Here is a 16,195-nt window from a genome sequence, read left to right as displayed (position 1 = left end):
GGCGCCACCGGCGGCAGGGGTGGACGTCACTGCGGACGCCACAGGTTCGGGTGGCGGCGCCGGGCACAGAAGCCCGTCAGACAGCGAGGTGGACCGGCAGCTACCTGCCGGCCCACCCCGTACCACCCGTACGTACTGGCGGAAGACACCTATTCGCAGCGTCCGGTATTCCTCAGGCTGCGCCCGTGTCGAGGTCAGGGCGGACGACGTCGGCGATCTCGGTGGCGATCTCCTCGATCGTGTACTGAGCAGTGCTGCGGGCGATCTTGTCTGCGAGGGATGGGCTCTGGTTCACAACCTCGTCCTTGGTGATCTCGTGCCAGATGGGAAGCAGGCTCTGTTTGCCGGAGACCTGCATGGTGATGAGGCCGTCGAGTTCGTACTGGGGCCAGCCTTTCCGAAAGAAGGACCGGGACAGCACCACGATGCCGAATCGGCTGCGGGCCAAGCCGGCATCGATCTTGCGGCGGAGACTGTCGCCAATGCGCAGTTCGAACGCGTCGAGCCAGACGGACACGCCCAGTTCTCGCAGGTGCTCGGCGAGTGGAGTGACGACGGCCGGTTTGTCCTCGCTGGCATGCGAGATGAAGACGTCCCAGACCCGGGAGTCGTCGGTGCTGAGGGAAGGTGGTGCTTCGTGGCGGATCTGGGTTAGCGGGGCGGTCGTGCTGCTGCCGCGCAGTCTCGGAAGCGGCGGCGGCTCGACGTTCACGGTGGTCCGCACCGATCCGCGCAGGCCCGCCATGTCGATCGTCACGTGCCAGCGGCCGTCGCGAGGGATGGGAAGCCGGACGGGCGACTTGGTGACGAGGCCTCCGGCGTAGCGATGCGCACGGCCGTTCTTGTAGCTGGAGAAGTTGCTTGAGTCCATCAATCGGACGTTCGCGGCGTTCCCACGAAGTTGGACGACGACGGTGGCGCCGCGCTTGAGCTGACCGAGGTCGTAGTGCTGGAAGTTCATGCTCCCTTTCCCGGATGTCCTGGCCGTCGGGCCGGTGGGGATTCGTTGGAGTTTGTCGTCGCCGCGTGTGCCACGAACTGGGCCCAATCTCGTTTGGCCCAGACCGTCCATCGCACGGTGGTGGTGATGTGCAGACCTGTCAGGTCAGCCAGGACCGAGGCGGGAAGTTCGGCGGCAAGTGCGAGCCGGGCTGCGTTGCGTCCGGCGAAGGTGCTGATGCCGGCGCGTTGGAGCCGTGTGGCGATGGCGTGGGCTGGCCGGGTCGCGATCTGCCCGGGGAAACAGCCAGCCCGGAGACGTGTCGATTCGAGTCAGGGTGGATCGGGCACCGGCGTGAGTCTGGAGCCGGTGGAACAGGTCGGCGAGGCGGGGTGGTAGGCGAGTTGGCGACCGTCGATCAAGAGGTGAGTGTGGTCCAGATCGCACATGACGTCGGCTTTGCGTAGGCGGAGCACCTGGGTCAGCGGGAGCGCAAGCAGCAGGACCAGGGCTTCAGCAACGCGCAGATCGGCCCCAGGCAAATCCACCTTCGGTTGCGTCACGTTGCATCCAATGCAACCTTGATGAAGGCGTTACGGCTGGGCCGTGCTGCCCAGGCGGTAGGACCTGGGCAGCACCTCAAGCTACTTGCGCTTGCGGGACTTCGACGGCGTCTGCGACAGCGCGCTGGCCGCAGCCGTCTTGTCCGCCTTCGACGACTTCGGGTCCCCGAGCACCCTGGCAGCAGCCGAAGCCGCCTTGGCACTCGTCTGCCGAGTGTTTCGAGACATATTCACCACCTCCTCCGCAGTTGTCCTGCGGCCCGAGATGTGGTGTCATGCTGGTTCCTAGGCGCAGCGGACACCACGTCCCTGCCGCAGCGACCGCCCGATCCTCCTACCGGCTCGGGCGGTCGCTGTCTTTCAGACCCGGTCGGCGTCCCACGACCAACATCGCAGAACGCCAGCCCGAGCCCACGTCACCATCGAGCAATTCGACGTTGCATCAAATGCAACTCCGCCCAGTTTCAGCTGCAGCCGCTGGTGGAGCCGCAGCCCTCGCAGACGTAGCAGCTACCGGCCGGACGCATCTTCGTACCGCAGGTGAAGCAGAGCGGCGCGTCGGCGGCCTTGCCGATCACGGCCTCCAGCAGCTCGGTGCTGGAACCCACGGACGACGCCGGCTTCGCGGCGACGACGTCGGCCATCTCCTGCGCCGGCTGGGCGACCGGCCCGGTCTTCGGTTCGGTCGGCGTCTCGACCGGGGCGGAGGCGGCCATCGCGGTGAGGTCCGCACCGTTCGCCTCCGCCTCCGCCTCGGCCCGGAGCTGGGCGGCCCGCTCGCTGGCGGTGAAGATGCCCAGCTCCGCGCGGCGCTCGTACGGCAGGAAGTCCAGCGCCAGGCGACGGAAGATGTAGTCCATCACCGAGGCGGCCATCCGCACGTCCGGGTCGTCGGTCATGCCGGCCGGCTCGAAGCGCATGTTGGTGAACTTGCTGACGTACGTCTCCAGCGGGACGCCGTACTGGAGACCGATGGAGATGGCCACCGAGAAGGCGTCCATCACGCCGGCCAGGGTCGAGCCCTGCTTCGACATCTTGAGGAAGACCTCGCCGAGTCCGTCGTCCGGGTAGGAGGACGCGGTGAGGTAGCCCTCGGCGCCGCCGACGGAGAAGCTGACCGTCTGCGACGGGCGCTTCTTCGGCAGCCGCTTGCGCACCGGGCGGTATTCGACGACCTTCTCGACGACCTTCTCCACCTCGGCCGGGGCCTCGGTGCTCGCGGCGGCCTTGCTCGGCTTGGCGACCGAGAGCGGCTGGCCGACCTTGCAGTTGTCGCGGTAGATCGCCAGCGCCTTGAGGCCGAGCTTCCAGCCCTCGAAGTAGATCTTCTCGACGTCCTCGACGCTCGCCTGCTCCGGCATGTTGACCGTCTTGGAGATGGCGCCGGAGATGAACGGCTGGACGGCCGCCATCATCCGCACGTGGCCCATCGGGGCGATGGAGCGCTCGCCCATCGCGCAGTCGAAGACCGGGTAGTGCTCCGGCTTGAGGCCCGGGGCGTCGACCACGTGGCCGTGGTCGGCGATGTGCTCCACGATCGCCTCGACCTGCTCCTCGGGGTAGCCGAGGCTGCGCAGGGCGCGCGGCACGGTCTGGTTGACGATCTGCATCGAGCCGCCGCCGACCAGCTTCTTGAACTTCACCAGCGCCAGGTCCGGCTCGACGCCGGTGGTGTCGCAGTCCATCATCAGGCCGATGGTGCCGGTCGGGGCGAGGACGCTGGCCTGCGAGTTGCGCCAGCCGAACTTGTCACCGATCTTGTTGCCCTGGGTCCACTGCTTCGTCGCCTCGCGGACGATCGCGGTGGCCACGGTGCCCGCCGGCTTGATCTCGTCGTTGGCGGCGGCGTGCTTGCGCATGACCCGCTTGTGCGGCTCGGCGTTGCGGGCGTAGCCGTCGTAGGCGCCGACGACGCCGGCCAGCTCGGCCGAGCGGCGGTACGCCGTGCCGGTCATCAGCGAGGTGATCGCCGCGGCGACCGAGCGGCCCTGCTCCGAGTCGTAGGGCAGGCCGGAGGCCATCAGCAGGGCGCCCAGGTTGGCGTAGCCGATGCCGAGCTGCCGGTACGCGCGGGTGGTCTCGCCGATCTTCTCGGTCGGGAAGTCGGCGAAGCAGATCGAGATGTCCATCGCGGTGATGACGAACTCGACGGAGCGGACGAACTTCTCCACCTCGAAGCCGCCGTCGGCGCGGAGGAACTTCATCAGGTTGAGCGAGGCCAGGTTGCACGAGGAGTTGTCCAGGTGCAGGTACTCCGAGCACGGGTTCGACGCGGTGATCCGCCCGGTCTCCGGGCAGGTGTGCCAGTCGTTGATGGTGTCGTCGTACTGCAGGCCGGGGTCGGCGCACTCCCAGGCGGCGTGGGAGATGGTACGGAACAGGTTCTTGGCGTCGATGGTCTCGATCACCGCGCCGTCGAGCCGGCCGCGCAGGTCGAAGCCGCCGCCGTTCTCCACGGCGGTCATGAACTCGTCGGAGACCCGCACGGAGTTGTTGGCGTTCTGGTACTGCACGCTGACGATGTCGGCGCCGCCGAGGTCCATGTCGAACCCGGCGTCGCGCAGCGCGCGGATCTTGTCCTCCTCGCGCGCCTTGGTGACCACGAACTCCTGGATGTCCGGGTGGTCCACGTCGAGGATGACCATCTTCGCCGCGCGCCGGGTGGCGCCGCCGGACTTGATGGTGCCGGCGGAGGCGTCCGCGCCGCGCATGAAGCTGACCGGGCCGGAGGCGTTGCCGCCGGAGGAGAGCAGTTCGCGGGAGGAGCGGATCCGGGACAGGTTGACGCCGGAGCCGGAGCCACCCTTGAAGATCAGCCCCTCCTCCTTGTACCAGTCCAGGATCGAGTCCATCGAGTCGTCGACGGCCAGGATGAAGCAGGCGCTGACCTGCTGCGGCGAGGGCGTGCCGACGTTGAACCAGACCGGCGAGTTGAAGCTGAACACCTGGTGCAGCAGCATCCAGGTCAGCTCGTGGGCGAAGATCTCGGCGTCGGCCGGGCCGGCGAAGTAGCCGTACTCCTCACCGGCGGTGCGGTAGGTGGTGACCACCCGGTCGATCAACTGCCGGAGCGACCACTCCCGCTCCGGGGTGCCCACGGCGCCCCGGAAGTACTTCGTGGTCACGATGTTGGCCGCGTTGACGCTCCACGACTCCGGGAACTCGACCCCGCGCTGCTCGAAGTTGATCGAGCCGTCCCGCCAGTTCGTCATGACGACGTCGCGGCGCTCCCAGGTGACCTCGTCATAGGGGTGCACCCCCTCGGTCGTCCACACCCGCTCGACCTTGATCCCCGCGCCGGCCTTGTTCCGTGCCCTGCTGGTTGTCACACCGTCCCCCGACATCTCATCCGCCCCCTCGTCCGGACAGCCACCCGCCGCCCGATCGACTGTCATCAACTGCAAAGAATCTTCAACTGGTACGGCCGGCGGCCTCGACCGCGTCGGCCCCGGCGCCCTCCCGGGCGCGCGCGGCGGCCCGCAGCGTCTCGATCTCCCGCTCGAAGTCGGCGAGCGAGTCGAACGATCGGTACACGCTGGCGAACCGCATGTAGGCGACCTCGTCCAGGTCCCGCAGCGGGCCCAGGATGGCCAGCCCCACCTCGTGGCTGGGGATCTCGGCGGCCCCCTTGGCCCGGACGGTCTCCTCGACCTTCTGCGCGAGCAGCGCGATCGAGTCGTCGTCCACGGGCCGTCCCTGGCACGCCTTGCGCACCCCGCCGATGATCTTCGTGCGGCTGAACGGCTCGGTGACCCCGCTGCGCTTGACGACCGCGAGGACCGCCTCCTCCACCGTGGTGAACCGTTTGCCGCACTCCGGGCAGGACCGTCGCCGGCGGATCAACTGGCCGTCGTCGGCCTCGCGCGAGTCGACGACCCGGGAGTCGGCGTGCCGGCAGTACGGACACCGCATCGGGCCGACCCCCTTCGTCGATCACGGGCCCGCCGAACCGCTCCCCGGGCACGCGTCAGCGCGACGGAGCCATCTGTCGATGGTCTTCGCCGTGTCGACGGTGCCGGAGTGCGGTCGGTAGTCGAACCCAACCTGTAGGCGACTTACGCCCGTGTGACTACTACATCTAGGGGTTGACCGTAGGCCGCCGCGGATCGGAGGTCAAGTTGGCCGGCGTGTCCGGCGCGTCACCGGGATCCGGGGCCGATCGGCGACACCGCCCGCCGGAGAACCAACCGTCCGACGCCCCCGCGGGTTACCGGTCAGGCCGTGGTGATTCGGCCGACGACCGGACGGAAGTCGAACGCCCGTTCGACCCGACGTACCATTCAACAGAACACGAGTACGACCGGGCCGCCATTTTCACCCCGACACGCCGAGCAAGGTCGTACAGATGTTTGAAAATGACCGATCTCACCTATACGGTCTTGAACAACCGGGCGCGGAATCCTCCGTTCACCGGCCACCTCGCACCATCGCACGCACCACGAGCCGCCAAGGCACCCAGCGCCGACCAGGGAGGACGGACGTGACCGAGGATCGGGCCAGCCGGCCGAAGAGCCCGCAGCAGATCACCGAGGCGGGCCCGCCGGCCACCCGACGCCGGGGCGCCGCGCGCAGCCGGACCGGGCAGCCCGCCGTACGCCCGGTCACCCCGGTGGTCAGTGCCTTCCCCGACCCCGCGACGGTGGATCTCACCGCCCGGCAACGACGGATCCTCGAGTTCATCCGCAGCTGGGTGGAGCGGCACGGCTACCCGCCGAGCGTGCGCGAGATCGGTGAGGCCGTCGGTCTGGTCTCGCCGTCCAGCGTCGCCTACCAGCTCAAGGAGCTGGAGAAGAAGGGCTTCCTGCGGCGCGACCCCAACCGGCCGCGCGCCGTGGACGTCCGGGCGCCCGCCGACATCGACGACGAGCTGACCCGCTCGCAGCGCCCCACCCCGGCCTACGTGCCGATGCTGGGCCGGATCGCGGCCGGCGGCCCCATCCTGGCCGAGCAGGCCGTGGAGGACGTCTTCCCTCTCCCCCGCGAGCTGGTGGGTGAGGGGGAGGTCTTCATGCTCCAGGTCAAGGGCGACTCGATGCTCGACGCGGCGATCTGCGACGGCGACTGGGTCGTCGTCCGGCAGCAGCCGACCGCCGAGGCCGGCGACATCGTCGCCGCCATGCTCGACGGCGAGGCGACCGTGAAGACCTACCGCCGCCGCGACGGGCACGTCTGGCTCATGCCGCAGAACCCGGCCTTCGACCCGATCCCCGGCGACGACGCCACTATCATGGGCCGGGTCGTCGCGGTGCTGCGCCGCATCTGATCCACCACCACACCGGGTGGCCGCCGCCGGCGGTCACCCGGGCACTGCTCCTGCGTGCCTGCCACCGCGTCGACAAGGTTCCGCTCGGCCATCGGCCACCACGGCGCCCGTTCGCGCCTGCCGTTCGCCCGGTCGTGCGGGCGCCCCGGCACACGCCGCCAGCCGCCGAACCGGCGGAAGTCAGTAGCGATCGCCCCGGTAGCCCCGGCCGCCGTCGGGCACGTGACCATAGCCGCGACCGTCCTCGGGGCGGTAGCCGCGACCACCCTCCGGGCCATAACGGCGACCGTCCTCGGGGCCGTCGTCGCGGCGGCGGACCGGCCGCTGGCCACGGGGGTCCGGCTCGCCACCCCGACGCGGCGGCTCCCCCCGACCACCGCCGTAGACACCGCCACCCGGCTGGCCCCCGCCGCCGTAGACACCACCACCGGGGTGCCCGCCACCTTGACGGCCACCACCACCGCCACCATCGCCCTGACGACCACCGGCACCGCCGCCCTGGCGACCACCACCACCATGACGGCCACCGCCGCCACCACCCTGATAGCCACCACCCCCACCGGGCGGCGGCCCGCCGAAGCCGGGCCGTCCACCGGCCGGCGGGTGACCGCCGGCGGCCGGACGGGCGCCACCGTAGACGCCACCGCCAGCCGGGCGGGCGCCGCCGTGGCCCCCGCCGCCGTAGCCCTCACCGCCACGGCCCCCGCCACCACCGGCGGGCCCGCCACGCCCACCACCGGCCGGGCCGCCGTACACCCCGCCTGCGGGCGCACCGCCGTACACACCGCCCCGCCCCCGGTCACCGGGCGGCAGGAAGCCGTCGTCCGCCGGCCCATGCCGGTCGTCGGCGGGGACGCCGTCGCGGTCAGGATCGTCGTCGACGTGGTCAGGCGCCGGCTTGCGTCGGGCCCGGACGATGCCGAAGACGCCGGCCGCCACCATCAGCGCGCCGACCACCCCCACGGCCGCGATCAGGTAGGTGATGTCGCTCAGGCTCAGGCCGTCGACCCAGGACTGGTCGGCCTTCTTCGGCGCGTCACCCCCGCCGGCCACCGGCTTCGCGCCCTCCGTGGAGGGTGTGTAGCCAAGGATGTCGATGGGGGTGTCCTCGTCGAGCTGGCCGCCGTCGGAGACGGTGAGGAAGGTCTTGCCGTCGGGGGTGTAGGCGATCGCCTCCCCGAACGGGTCGGCGAGCGCCGTCACCCGGGGCTTGCCGGTGGTCAGGGCTGCCACGACGTCGCCGCCGGTCACGTCGTACTCGAAGGCGTCGGCGTAGGTGCGCACCACGACCCGGGACCCGTCGGGGGACCGTGCCGCCCCGGTGATCGCCACGCGACCCGGGGCGCCGAGCCGGTTGTCCGTGTCGGTCTCCGGCAGGCTGATCTCGCCGACCTTCTTCATCGGCACGGCCGGGGTGTCCCCGCTCTTCATCTTCTCGGCGGGGGCGAAGATCTGGGCCTTGCCGGACATAACCTTGGTGATGATCAACGGGTTGCCGTCGTCGCCGATCAGCAGCGCCTCGGCGTCGTGCGGCTTGCCCTCCGGGTAGGCGAGGCGGTGCAGCACCGGCCGCTTGGCCCCGCTGACCGGCATGCTCCACAGCGCCACCCGCTCGCGGCGCTCGCGGCTGGTGACGTTGTCGCCGGTGTCGGCGATCCAGAGCGTCGTGCCGTCGGGGGAGAGCGCCAGGTCCTCCGTGTCGAACGGCCCCTGCCCCGAGTAGCGGACCGGCTCCCTTGCGATCCCGCACTTGGCGTCGAGGAAGAAGACCCGCTTGCGGCTCTCCACGTCGGTGCCGTCGTTGATCACGATGTAGCCGCTCTTGGTGGCCACCAGGCCCGACAGCTCCCGCAGTCGCTCGTCGGTGATCGTGCACCGCTTCTTGCCCGGGGCTGCCGCGAGCGGGGACGAGGCGGAGGCGGGCGCCGCCGCCAGGGCGACTCCGGTACACGCCACGGTCGCCCCCAGCAAACCGAGGACGACCGTGACCGAAGAGACAGCGCGGCGCATTGAATCAGTGTCGCATGCCGGACGTTTCCACCGAGTGACGCAGGGAGGCCGTCATCGCGCGCCCGCGAACGGCTGGCCCTCCTCCGCCCGGAACGGCGCCAGCTCGGCGGCGAGCGCCTCGCCGACCCGGACGTGCACCAGGGTGCCCTCGGGCAGGTGGGAGGTGCTCAGCACCTCGCCCTGGCGGTGCACCCGGGCCACCAGGTCACCCCGGTCGTACGGCAGCACCGCCCGGATTTCCACCGCCGGGCGGGGCAGCCGCGCCTCGACGGCCTCGCGCAGCCCGTCGATGCCGCGACCCGTGTGCGCGGAGACGAAGACCGCCTCCGGCCAGAGCCGCTTGAGCCTCAGCAGCATCTCCTCGTCGGCCGCGTCGGTCTTGTTGACCACCAGCAGCTCGGGCAGCCGGTCGGCGCCCACCTCGGCGAGCACCTCGTGGACCGCCCGGACCTGCTCCTCCGGATCCGGATGGGTGCCGTCGACGACGTGCACCACCAGGTCGGCCTCGGCGACCTCCTCCAGGGTCGAGCGGAACGCCTCGACGATCTGGTGTGGCAGGTGCCGGACGAACCCGACCGTGTCGGAGAGGGTGTAGAGCCGCCCGTCGGCCGTGGTGGCCTTGCGGGTGGTCGGGTCGAGGGTGGCGAAGAGCGCGTTCTCGACCAGCACGCCCGCCCCGGTCAGCCGGTTGAGCAGGCTCGACTTGCCGGCGTTGGTGTAGCCGGCGATGGCCACGGCCGGCACGGCGTTGCGGGAGCGCCGGGCGCGCTTGGTCTGGCGTACCGTCCGCATGGCCTTGATCTCCCGGCGCAGCCGGGAGATGCGGTGGCGGATCCGACGCCGGTCGGTCTCCAGCTTCGTCTCACCGGGACCGCGCAGACCCACGCCGCCGCCGGCGCCGCCGCCGCGACCGCTACCACCGGTCTGCCGCGACAGGGTCTCACCCCAGCCGCGCAGGCGCGGCAGCAGGTATTCGAGCTGGGCCAGCTCGACCTGTGCCTTGCCCTCCTTGCTCTTGGCGTGCTGGGCGAAGATGTCGAGGATCAGCGCCGTGCGGTCGACCACCTTGACCTTGATGCGCTGCTCCAGGTTGCGCAGCTGGGACGGCGACAGCTCACCGTCGCAGATCACCGTGTCGGCGCCGCTGGAGAGCACGACCGAGCCGAGGTCGTCGACCTTGCCCCGGCCGATGTAGGTGGCCGGGTCGGGGCGGCCGCGCCGCTGGATCAGCCCCTCGAGCACCTGCGAGCCGGCGGTCTCCGCCAGCGCGGCCAGCTCGGTGAGGGAGTTCTCGGCGTCGACCTGCGTGCCCTCGGTCCAGACGCCGACGAGGACCACGCGCTCCAGGCGCAGTTGGCGGTACTCGACCTCGGTGATGTCGGCGAGCTCGGTGGAGAGGCCGGGGACCCGCCGCAGCGCCTGCCGCTCCGACAGCTCGAACTCACCGGTGGTGGCGTCGAGCTCGTCGTCCTCGTAGGGAAGAAGGGTCTCCTGGTTGTGCAAGCCGGTCTCCTGTCCGTTCTGTCACGTACCGAGCAATCCTGACATGTGCCAACGCGGAACGCACCCGCTATATGCCCACCGCGATAAGCCACAAAAGTGGGGGCGGCTGCCCGACGTGACGGCCGGGGCGAGTAGAAATGCGGGGCGAGCCGTTCAGCGTCGACGGAGGGACCCCGTGGCCATCACCCGACTTCCAAGTGCCGGATTCTCGATCACGATCCGGATCGCCGTACCGGCGGACGCATCCTCGATCGGCCGGCTGACCACCTCAGTGGGTGAGGCCGGCGCGATCGTCACCGCCCTCGACGTCGTGGACTCCGACCCCACCCACGTGCTGGTCGACCTGACCTGCGACACGGCCGACGCCAGCCACGCCGACCAGGTGGTCGACGCGTTGACCGCGCTGGACGGCGTGGACGTGCGCAAGGTCTCCGACCGGACCTTCCTCCTGCACCTCGGCGGCAAGATCGAGGTCAGCTCGAAGGTGGCGCTGCGCAACCGGGACGAGTTGTCCCGGGCGTACACCCCCGGGGTGGCGCGGGTCTGCCAGGCCATCGCCGAGAACCCGGCGGACGCCCGCCGCCTCACCATAAAGCGCAACACCGTCGCCGTGGTCAGCGACGGCTCCGCCGTGCTGGGCCTGGGCAACCTCGGTCCGGCGGCGTCGCTGCCGGTGATGGAGGGCAAGGCGGCGCTGTTCAAGCGCTTCGGCGGGGTGGACGCCTGGCCGGTGGTGCTCGACACCCAGGACACCGACGAGATCGTGCAGATCGTCAAGGCGATCGCCCCGGCGTACGGCGGGATCAACCTGGAGGACATCGCCGCGCCGCGCTGCTTCGAGATCGAGGCGCGGCTGCGCGAGGCGCTGGACATTCCGGTCTTCCACGACGACCAGCACGGCACCGCCATCTGCGTGCTGGCCGCGCTGACCAACGCGCTGCGCGTCGTGGGCAAGCAGCTCGCGGACGTCCGGGTCGTGGTCTCCGGCGCGGGCGCGGCCGGCACCGCGATCATGAAGCTGCTGCTGCGCCAGGGCGTCGGCGACATCATCGCGTACGACCGCCGGGGCGCACTGCACCGCGGGATGACCGGGCTCAACGCGGCCTGGCAGTGGCTGGCCGAGCACACGAACAAGGAGAACTACTCCGGCGACCTGGCCGGGGCGGTATGCGGCGCGGACGTCTTCATCGGGGTGAGCGCGCCGAACCTGCTCACCGGCGACGACGTCGCCGCGATGGCGAAGGACTCGATCGTCTTCGCGCTCGCCAACCCGGATCCGGAGGTCGACCCGCGGGAGGCGCGCAAGTACGCCGCCGTGGTCGCCACCGGCCGCTCCGACCAGCCGAACCAGATCAACAACGTGCTCGCCTTCCCGGGCGTCTTCCGGGGCATGCTGGACGCGCACGCCGAGGAGTTCACCGAGGAGATGGCGATCGCGGCGGCCCAGGCCATCGCGGACGTGGTCGGCGAGGACAAGATCAACCCGACGGTGATCGTGCCGAGCGTCTTCGACTCCCGGGTCGCCCCGGCGGTCGCCGCGGCGGTCCGCGCCGCCGCCCAGAACCCGCCCCCGCCCCCGGCAGCCGACCCCGGCCCGGCCGACCTCCCCGAGATCGCCGCCGAGGCCTCCGCCACCCCCTGACCTGACCGCCCCTCCCCCGCCGCCCCTCCCCCGCCGCCCACCCCACGCCCGACCTCGCCGATCTTGCACTTTCGGCCCCGACGTTCCGCCCCGAAGCGGACAGTTCGCGGGCCGAAAGTGCAAGATCGCGCGCGTGTGGCGGGGGTGGGGCGGGTGCGGCGGGCGCGGCGGGGGCCAGGGTGGGGCTGGTCAGGCTGGGGTGGTGAGGGCGGTGGGGGTCAGGGTTCCGGTGGCCAGGAGGACCGCGGGGCCGGCCAGCCAGCAGGAGTCGTCGGTCAGCGTGACCGACAGGCGTCCGCCAGGGACGTCCACCGCCAGCACGCCGGTGTCCCGGCCGGCGTCGCGCAGGGCCACGGCGGCCACCGCGCAGGCACCCGTGCCGCAGGAGAGCGTCTCGGCGGAGCCTCGCTCGTACACCCGCATGTGCACGTGCCCGTCGGTGCCGTCGACCGGCTCGCCGGGCGCGGTGAACTCCACGTTCACCCCGGCCGGGAAGACCGCCGGGTCGACGTCGGGGGCCCGGGTGAGGTCGAGCGCGGGCAGGTCCAGCCCGGACGGCAGCGCGCAGACCAGGTGTGGGTTGCCCACGTCCACGGCCGTGCCGGGCAGGGTCAGCCCGCTGAGGGTGGCGGTCGACGTGTCGTACAGCCGGGGGCGGCGCATCTCGACGGCGACGGCGTCGGCCGCGACCAGCGCGCGCACGACGCCGGCCCGGGTGGCCACCGCCAGCGCCTCGCCCTCCGGCTCGGCCAGCCCGGTGTCGACGAGGTAGCGGACGAAGACCCGGGCGCCGTTGCCGCACATCTCCGCGAACGACCCGTCGGCGTTCCAGTAGTCCATGAACCACTCGGCCTCGCCGGCCAGTTCGGCGCCCTCCGGATGCTTCGCCGCCCGGACCACCCGCAGCACGCCGTCGCCGCCGATTCCACGCCGCCGGTCGCAGAGGGCCGCGACCAGCCCGGGAGTCAGGTCGAGCCGGTCGTCCGGATCGGGCAGGATGACGAAGTCGTTGCCGGTGCCGTGGCCCTTGGTGAACTGCACGCCCCCATCATCGCGCAGCGGCCGGCAGCAGGCGCAGGGCGGCCGGGATCAGGTCCGGCGCCGATGAGTCCAGCCAGTGGATCCGCGGGTCGCGGCGGAACCAGGACCGCTGCCGCCGGACGAAACGCCGGGTGGCCCGGACGGTCTCGTCGCGCGCCCCGGCCTCGGTCAGCTCTCCGGCGAACAGGCGCAGCACCTGCTGGTAGCCGAGCGCGCGACTGGCCGTACGGCCCTCGGGCAGGCCGCGCCCGATGAGGTCCCGCGTCTCGGCGACCAGGCCGTCGGCCCACATCCGGTCCACCCGCAGGGCGATCCGCTCGTCCAGCAGCGCGGTGTCCAGGTCCACCCCGAGCTGCACGCAGGGGTAGTACGGGGTCGGGTCGGGCAGCGAGGCGGTGAACGGCGCGCCGGTCAGTTCGATGACCTCCAGGGCGCGGACGATCCGACGGCCGTTGCCGGGCAGGATCCCCGCCGCCGCGGCCGGGTCGGCCTCGCGCAGCCGGGCGTACAGGGGGGCGGGGCCGGCCTCGGTCAGCTCCCGTTCCAGCCGCTCGCGCACCACCGGGTCGGTGCCGGGGAACTCGAAGTGTTCCAGCACCGCCCGCACGTAGAGACCGGAGCCGCCGACCAGCAGCGGCACCCGGCCCCGGGCCAGGATGTCGTCGACCGCCGCGCGGGCCAGCCGCTGGTACTCGGCGACGCTCGCCGGCTCGGTGACGTCCCAGATGTCCAGCAGGTGGTGCGGCACCCCCTCGCGCTCGGCGGGCGTGAGCTTGGCGGTGCCGATGTCCATGCCCCGGTAGAGCTGCATCGAGTCGGCGTTGACCACCTCGGCGTCGAGGGCGTGCGCGAGGGCGATGCTCAGCGCGGACTTGCCGGCCGCCGTCGGCCCCACCACGGCGACGACCGTCATCGCGGCCCGCCGTCCGCGACCGCCGGGACCCAGGACGACACGAAGTAGGCGACGCCGTAGGGCGCCGAGTAGTGGCGCAGCTCGCCGCGCCAGTCGCCGCCCGTCGCGCGGACCGCGCCGGCCAGCACCTGCCAGGGCGCGCGGCCGGCGGCCCCCAGCTGCGCCGACAGGGCCGGGTCCAGGTCGAGCAGGGCCTCGGCGTCCGCGTCGGCCAGGGCGCGGGCGACCCCGTCGTCGTACGCCTCGGCGCGCGGGTCGTCGTAGCCGGGCGACTTCGGGCCGCGGCAGGCCGACCCGTCCCCCGCCACCAGCAGCGCCGTACGCGGCTCCGCCTGCGTGCCGAGCGCCGCACCCAGCTCGACGCACTGCGCCGGGGACGCGTCGGCGGCGACGGACCGGGCCAGCCGGGGCAGCTCGGTGCGGGAACGGCCGACCAGCCACGCGCCGACGGTCAGGCTCAGCGGCAGCCGCTCGCCCCCGGCGCAGTTCACCTTCCACAACCGCACGTACCGGTCGAGGCCGTACTGCCGCAGGGAGCCGTGGTCGGCCGGGTTGAAGCGCGTGGTCTCCGGCCCGCAGCCGACCAGGACGATCACCTCGGGCTCGGCGGCGAGCAGCCCGGCGACGGCGGCGTCGCAGGCGGCACGGAGCTCGTCCAGCTCGGGCGCGGCGGCACCGGCCAGCTCGGGGACGATCAGCGGCGGGTGTGGGCAGACGGCGGCGGCGACCAGGGGCACCAGGCAACGGTATCGGCACGGCCGTGCCCGGTGCCCCGCACCCGGCCGCCCGCTCGCCGTCGTCCCCGGTCCGGCTCCTGGCCGATCCGCCCGTACGGCGTACGCCGGGATTCCGACACTCCTCCCAGGGAGTCTGTCCGCAGGCGGTAGGACACCGTATGGTCACGGTCGGCGATAGGCGCTCGACGGGAACGGGGTCGCACCTGTGACAATGCCGGGGGAAACTTTGCTGCGCCGTGGCGGCGATCGCGGGACTGCTTCGCGACGCCGGGAGAACGAGGATGGGCACATGAGCGACTGGACTGCCTTCGGACGGGTGGACGCGGACGGCACCGTGTACGTCAAGACGGCCGACGGCGAGCGGGTGGTCGGATCCTGGCAAGCGGGAGCGCCCGAGGAGGGACTGGCCCACTTCGCCCGCCGCTTCGACGACCTGGTGACGGAGGTCAACCTGACGGAGGCGCGGCTCAACTCGGGCGCCGCTGACGCAGGCCACTCACTGACCACGATCCGGCGGATCCGCGCCTCGCTGGCCGAGGCGCACGTCGTCGGCGACATCGACGCGCTGGCCGCGCGGCTGGACCGGCTCGCCACGGTCGCCGAGGAGAAGGCCGGCGAGGCCAAGGCCGCCCGGGACGCGGCTCGCGGCGAGGCCCTCGCCCGCAAGCAGGCCCTGGTGGAGGAGGCGGAGAAGCTGGCCGCCGAGTCGACCGGCTGGAAGACCGCCGGGGACCGGCTCAAGGAGATCCTCGACGAGTGGAAGGCCATCCGCGGGGTCGACAAGAAGACCGACGGTGAGCTGTGGAAGCGGTTCGCCGCTGCGCGGGACGGCTTCACCCGCCGCAGGGGCGCCCACTTCGCCTCCCTCGACTCGCAGCGCAAGCAGGCGCAGACGGTCAAGGAGGAGCTGGTCGCCGAGGCCGAGAAGGTCAAGGACTCCACCGAGTGGGCGGCCACGGCCAACCAGCTCAAGGACCTGATGAACCAGTGGAAGGCCGCCCCGCGGGCCTCCAAGGAGGCGGAGCAGAAGCTCTGGGAACGGTTCCGGGCCGCGCAGGACGGGTTCTTCACCCGACGCAGCGAGGTCTTCTCCGCGCGCGACAACGAGCAGCGGGGCAACCTGGAGCGCAAGCAGGCGCTGCTCGCCGAGGCCGAGGCGCTGGACGTCGACGGCGACCCGAAGGGCGCGCAGGCCAAGCTGCGGGACATCCAGGCGCAGTGGCACGAGGCCGGCCGGGTGCCGCGTGAGGCGGCGGCCGGGCTGGAGCGCCGGCTGCGGGCCGTCGACGAGAAGGTCCGCGAGGTGATGGACTCCGCGTGGCGGCGGACCACCAAGGAGGACAACCCCCTGCTCGCCCAGATGCGGGCGCAGGTCGCCGAGGCCGAGGAGCGGCTGGCCCGGGCCCAGGCGGCCGGGGACGCCCGCCGGGTCAAGGAGGCCGAGCAGGCGCTGGCCTCCAAGCGGCAGTTCCTCCAGCTCGCCGAGCAGGCCGGCTGAGTTGAACTGAGCCACCATGGAAGCCCCCGGTCCAGCACGGACCGGGGGCTTCCGCATGTTCTCCGTACCTGCCCCGGCTCGGGGG

The 16,195-nt window shown here is 71.8% G+C and carries 13 protein-coding genes; 3 read left to right on the top strand and 10 right to left on the bottom strand.

Features of this window, described 5'->3' with window-relative positions; translation table 11 throughout:
* Window positions 1-172 precede the first annotated feature (172 nt).
* The 5 genes from AB0D32_RS10160 to nrdR all read right to left on the bottom strand — a co-directional run bounded on the left by AB0D32_RS10160 (window position 173) and on the right by nrdR (window position 5,415).
* Window positions 173-961 (bottom strand): DUF1883 domain-containing protein, encoded by a 789-nt coding sequence (locus AB0D32_RS10160; protein WP_357087250.1) that lies wholly within the window; start codon window positions 959-961, stop codon window positions 173-175.
* Between the two features lie 311 nt (window positions 962-1,272).
* Window positions 1,273-1,503 (bottom strand): hypothetical protein, encoded by a 231-nt coding sequence (locus AB0D32_RS10155; protein ID WP_357087247.1) that lies wholly within the window; start codon window positions 1,501-1,503, stop codon window positions 1,273-1,275.
* Window positions 1,504-1,584: 81 nt separating this feature from the next.
* Window positions 1,585-1,731, bottom strand: a complete 147-nt coding sequence (locus AB0D32_RS10150; RefSeq protein ID WP_357087245.1) for a hypothetical protein — start codon at window positions 1,729-1,731, stop codon at window positions 1,585-1,587.
* A gap of 236 nt (window positions 1,732-1,967) precedes the next feature.
* Window positions 1,968-4,847, bottom strand: a complete 2,880-nt coding sequence (locus AB0D32_RS10145; RefSeq protein WP_357087243.1) for a vitamin B12-dependent ribonucleotide reductase — start codon at window positions 4,845-4,847, stop codon at window positions 1,968-1,970.
* Between the two features lie 67 nt (window positions 4,848-4,914).
* Window positions 4,915-5,415, bottom strand: coding sequence for a transcriptional regulator NrdR (gene nrdR, locus AB0D32_RS10140; RefSeq protein WP_091096517.1), 501 nt, complete (start codon window positions 5,413-5,415; stop codon window positions 4,915-4,917).
* A 568-nt stretch (window positions 5,416-5,983) separates the two neighbouring features.
* Between nrdR and lexA the strand changes: the two genes are divergently transcribed.
* The gene (lexA, locus tag AB0D32_RS10135) at window positions 5,984-6,766 is read left to right on the top strand and encodes a transcriptional repressor LexA (protein ID WP_357087240.1); all 783 of its coding nucleotides are present in this window, start codon (window positions 5,984-5,986) and stop codon (window positions 6,764-6,766) included.
* Between the two features lie 180 nt (window positions 6,767-6,946).
* On the opposite strand, the gene AB0D32_RS10130 is transcribed toward lexA, so the two are convergent.
* Together AB0D32_RS10130 and hflX are read right to left on the bottom strand one after the other, a co-directional pair.
* Window positions 6,947-8,776, bottom strand: coding sequence for a hypothetical protein (locus AB0D32_RS10130; protein ID WP_357087237.1), 1,830 nt, complete (start codon window positions 8,774-8,776; stop codon window positions 6,947-6,949).
* Window positions 8,777-8,827: 51 nt separating this feature from the next.
* Window positions 8,828-10,279: a GTPase HflX gene (gene hflX / locus AB0D32_RS10125; protein ID WP_357087234.1), complete on the bottom strand. Its 1,452-nt coding sequence runs from the start codon at window positions 10,277-10,279 to the stop codon at window positions 8,828-8,830.
* A gap of 175 nt (window positions 10,280-10,454) precedes the next feature.
* Here hflX and AB0D32_RS10120 point away from each other — a divergent pair, with 175 nt between their 5' ends.
* Window positions 10,455-11,921 carry an NAD-dependent malic enzyme gene (locus tag AB0D32_RS10120; RefSeq protein WP_357087231.1) on the top strand — a complete coding sequence of 489 codons (1,467 nt, stop codon included), beginning with the start codon at window positions 10,455-10,457 and terminating at the stop codon, window positions 11,919-11,921.
* 189 nt (window positions 11,922-12,110) lie between these two features.
* On the opposite strand, the gene dapF is transcribed toward AB0D32_RS10120, so the two are convergent.
* The 3 genes from dapF to AB0D32_RS10105 are packed head-to-tail and all read right to left on the bottom strand — an operon-like array spanning window position 12,111 to window position 14,612.
* Window positions 12,111-12,962, bottom strand: a complete 852-nt coding sequence (gene dapF / locus AB0D32_RS10115) for a diaminopimelate epimerase (RefSeq protein WP_357087229.1) — start codon at window positions 12,960-12,962, stop codon at window positions 12,111-12,113.
* A gap of 7 nt (window positions 12,963-12,969) precedes the next feature.
* Window positions 12,970-13,875: a tRNA (adenosine(37)-N6)-dimethylallyltransferase MiaA gene (gene miaA / locus AB0D32_RS10110; RefSeq protein WP_357087227.1), complete on the bottom strand. Its 906-nt coding sequence runs from the start codon at window positions 13,873-13,875 to the stop codon at window positions 12,970-12,972.
* Complete coding sequence (locus AB0D32_RS10105) at window positions 13,872-14,612, bottom strand: class III extradiol dioxygenase subunit B-like domain-containing protein (RefSeq protein ID WP_357087224.1); 741 nt, start codon at window positions 14,610-14,612, stop codon at window positions 13,872-13,874. Before AB0D32_RS10105 ends, miaA begins: the two co-directional genes overlap by 4 nt.
* A gap of 289 nt (window positions 14,613-14,901) precedes the next feature.
* Between AB0D32_RS10105 and AB0D32_RS10100 the strand changes: the two genes are divergently transcribed.
* Window positions 14,902-16,110, top strand: coding sequence for a DUF349 domain-containing protein (locus AB0D32_RS10100; RefSeq protein ID WP_357087221.1), 1,209 nt, complete (start codon window positions 14,902-14,904; stop codon window positions 16,108-16,110).
* The last annotated feature ends 85 nt before the right edge of the window (window positions 16,111-16,195 follow it).

Origin of the sequence: Micromonospora sp. NPDC048170 (genome assembly GCF_040652795.1) — a bacterium.
GTDB lineage: Bacteria > Actinomycetota > Actinomycetes > Mycobacteriales > Micromonosporaceae > Micromonospora.
The sequence above is the reverse complement of the archived record's forward strand: the minus strand, read 5'-3'. Positions and strand labels throughout refer to the sequence as shown.

What these genes read in the sequence shown, in the direction of transcription:
- AB0D32_RS10130 (WP_357087237.1), bottom strand. Translation starts at nt 8,776, where the DNA reads ATGCGCCGCGCTGTCTCTTCGGTCACGGTCGTCCTCGGTTTGCTGGGG.
- AB0D32_RS10150 (WP_357087245.1), bottom strand. Translation starts at nt 1,731, where the DNA reads ATGTCTCGAAACACTCGGCAGACGAGTGCCAAGGCGGCTTCGGCTGCT.
- AB0D32_RS10100 (WP_357087221.1), top strand. Translation starts at nt 14,902, where the DNA reads ATGAGCGACTGGACTGCCTTCGGACGGGTGGACGCGGACGGCACCGTG.
- AB0D32_RS10160 (WP_357087250.1), bottom strand. Translation starts at nt 961, where the DNA reads ATGAACTTCCAGCACTACGACCTCGGTCAGCTCAAGCGCGGCGCCACC.
- nrdR (WP_091096517.1), bottom strand. Translation starts at nt 5,415, where the DNA reads ATGCGGTGTCCGTACTGCCGGCACGCCGACTCCCGGGTCGTCGACTCG.
- AB0D32_RS10145 (WP_357087243.1), bottom strand. Translation starts at nt 4,847, where the DNA reads ATGTCGGGGGACGGTGTGACAACCAGCAGGGCACGGAACAAGGCCGGC.
- miaA (WP_357087227.1), bottom strand. Translation starts at nt 13,875, where the DNA reads ATGACGGTCGTCGCCGTGGTGGGGCCGACGGCGGCCGGCAAGTCCGCG.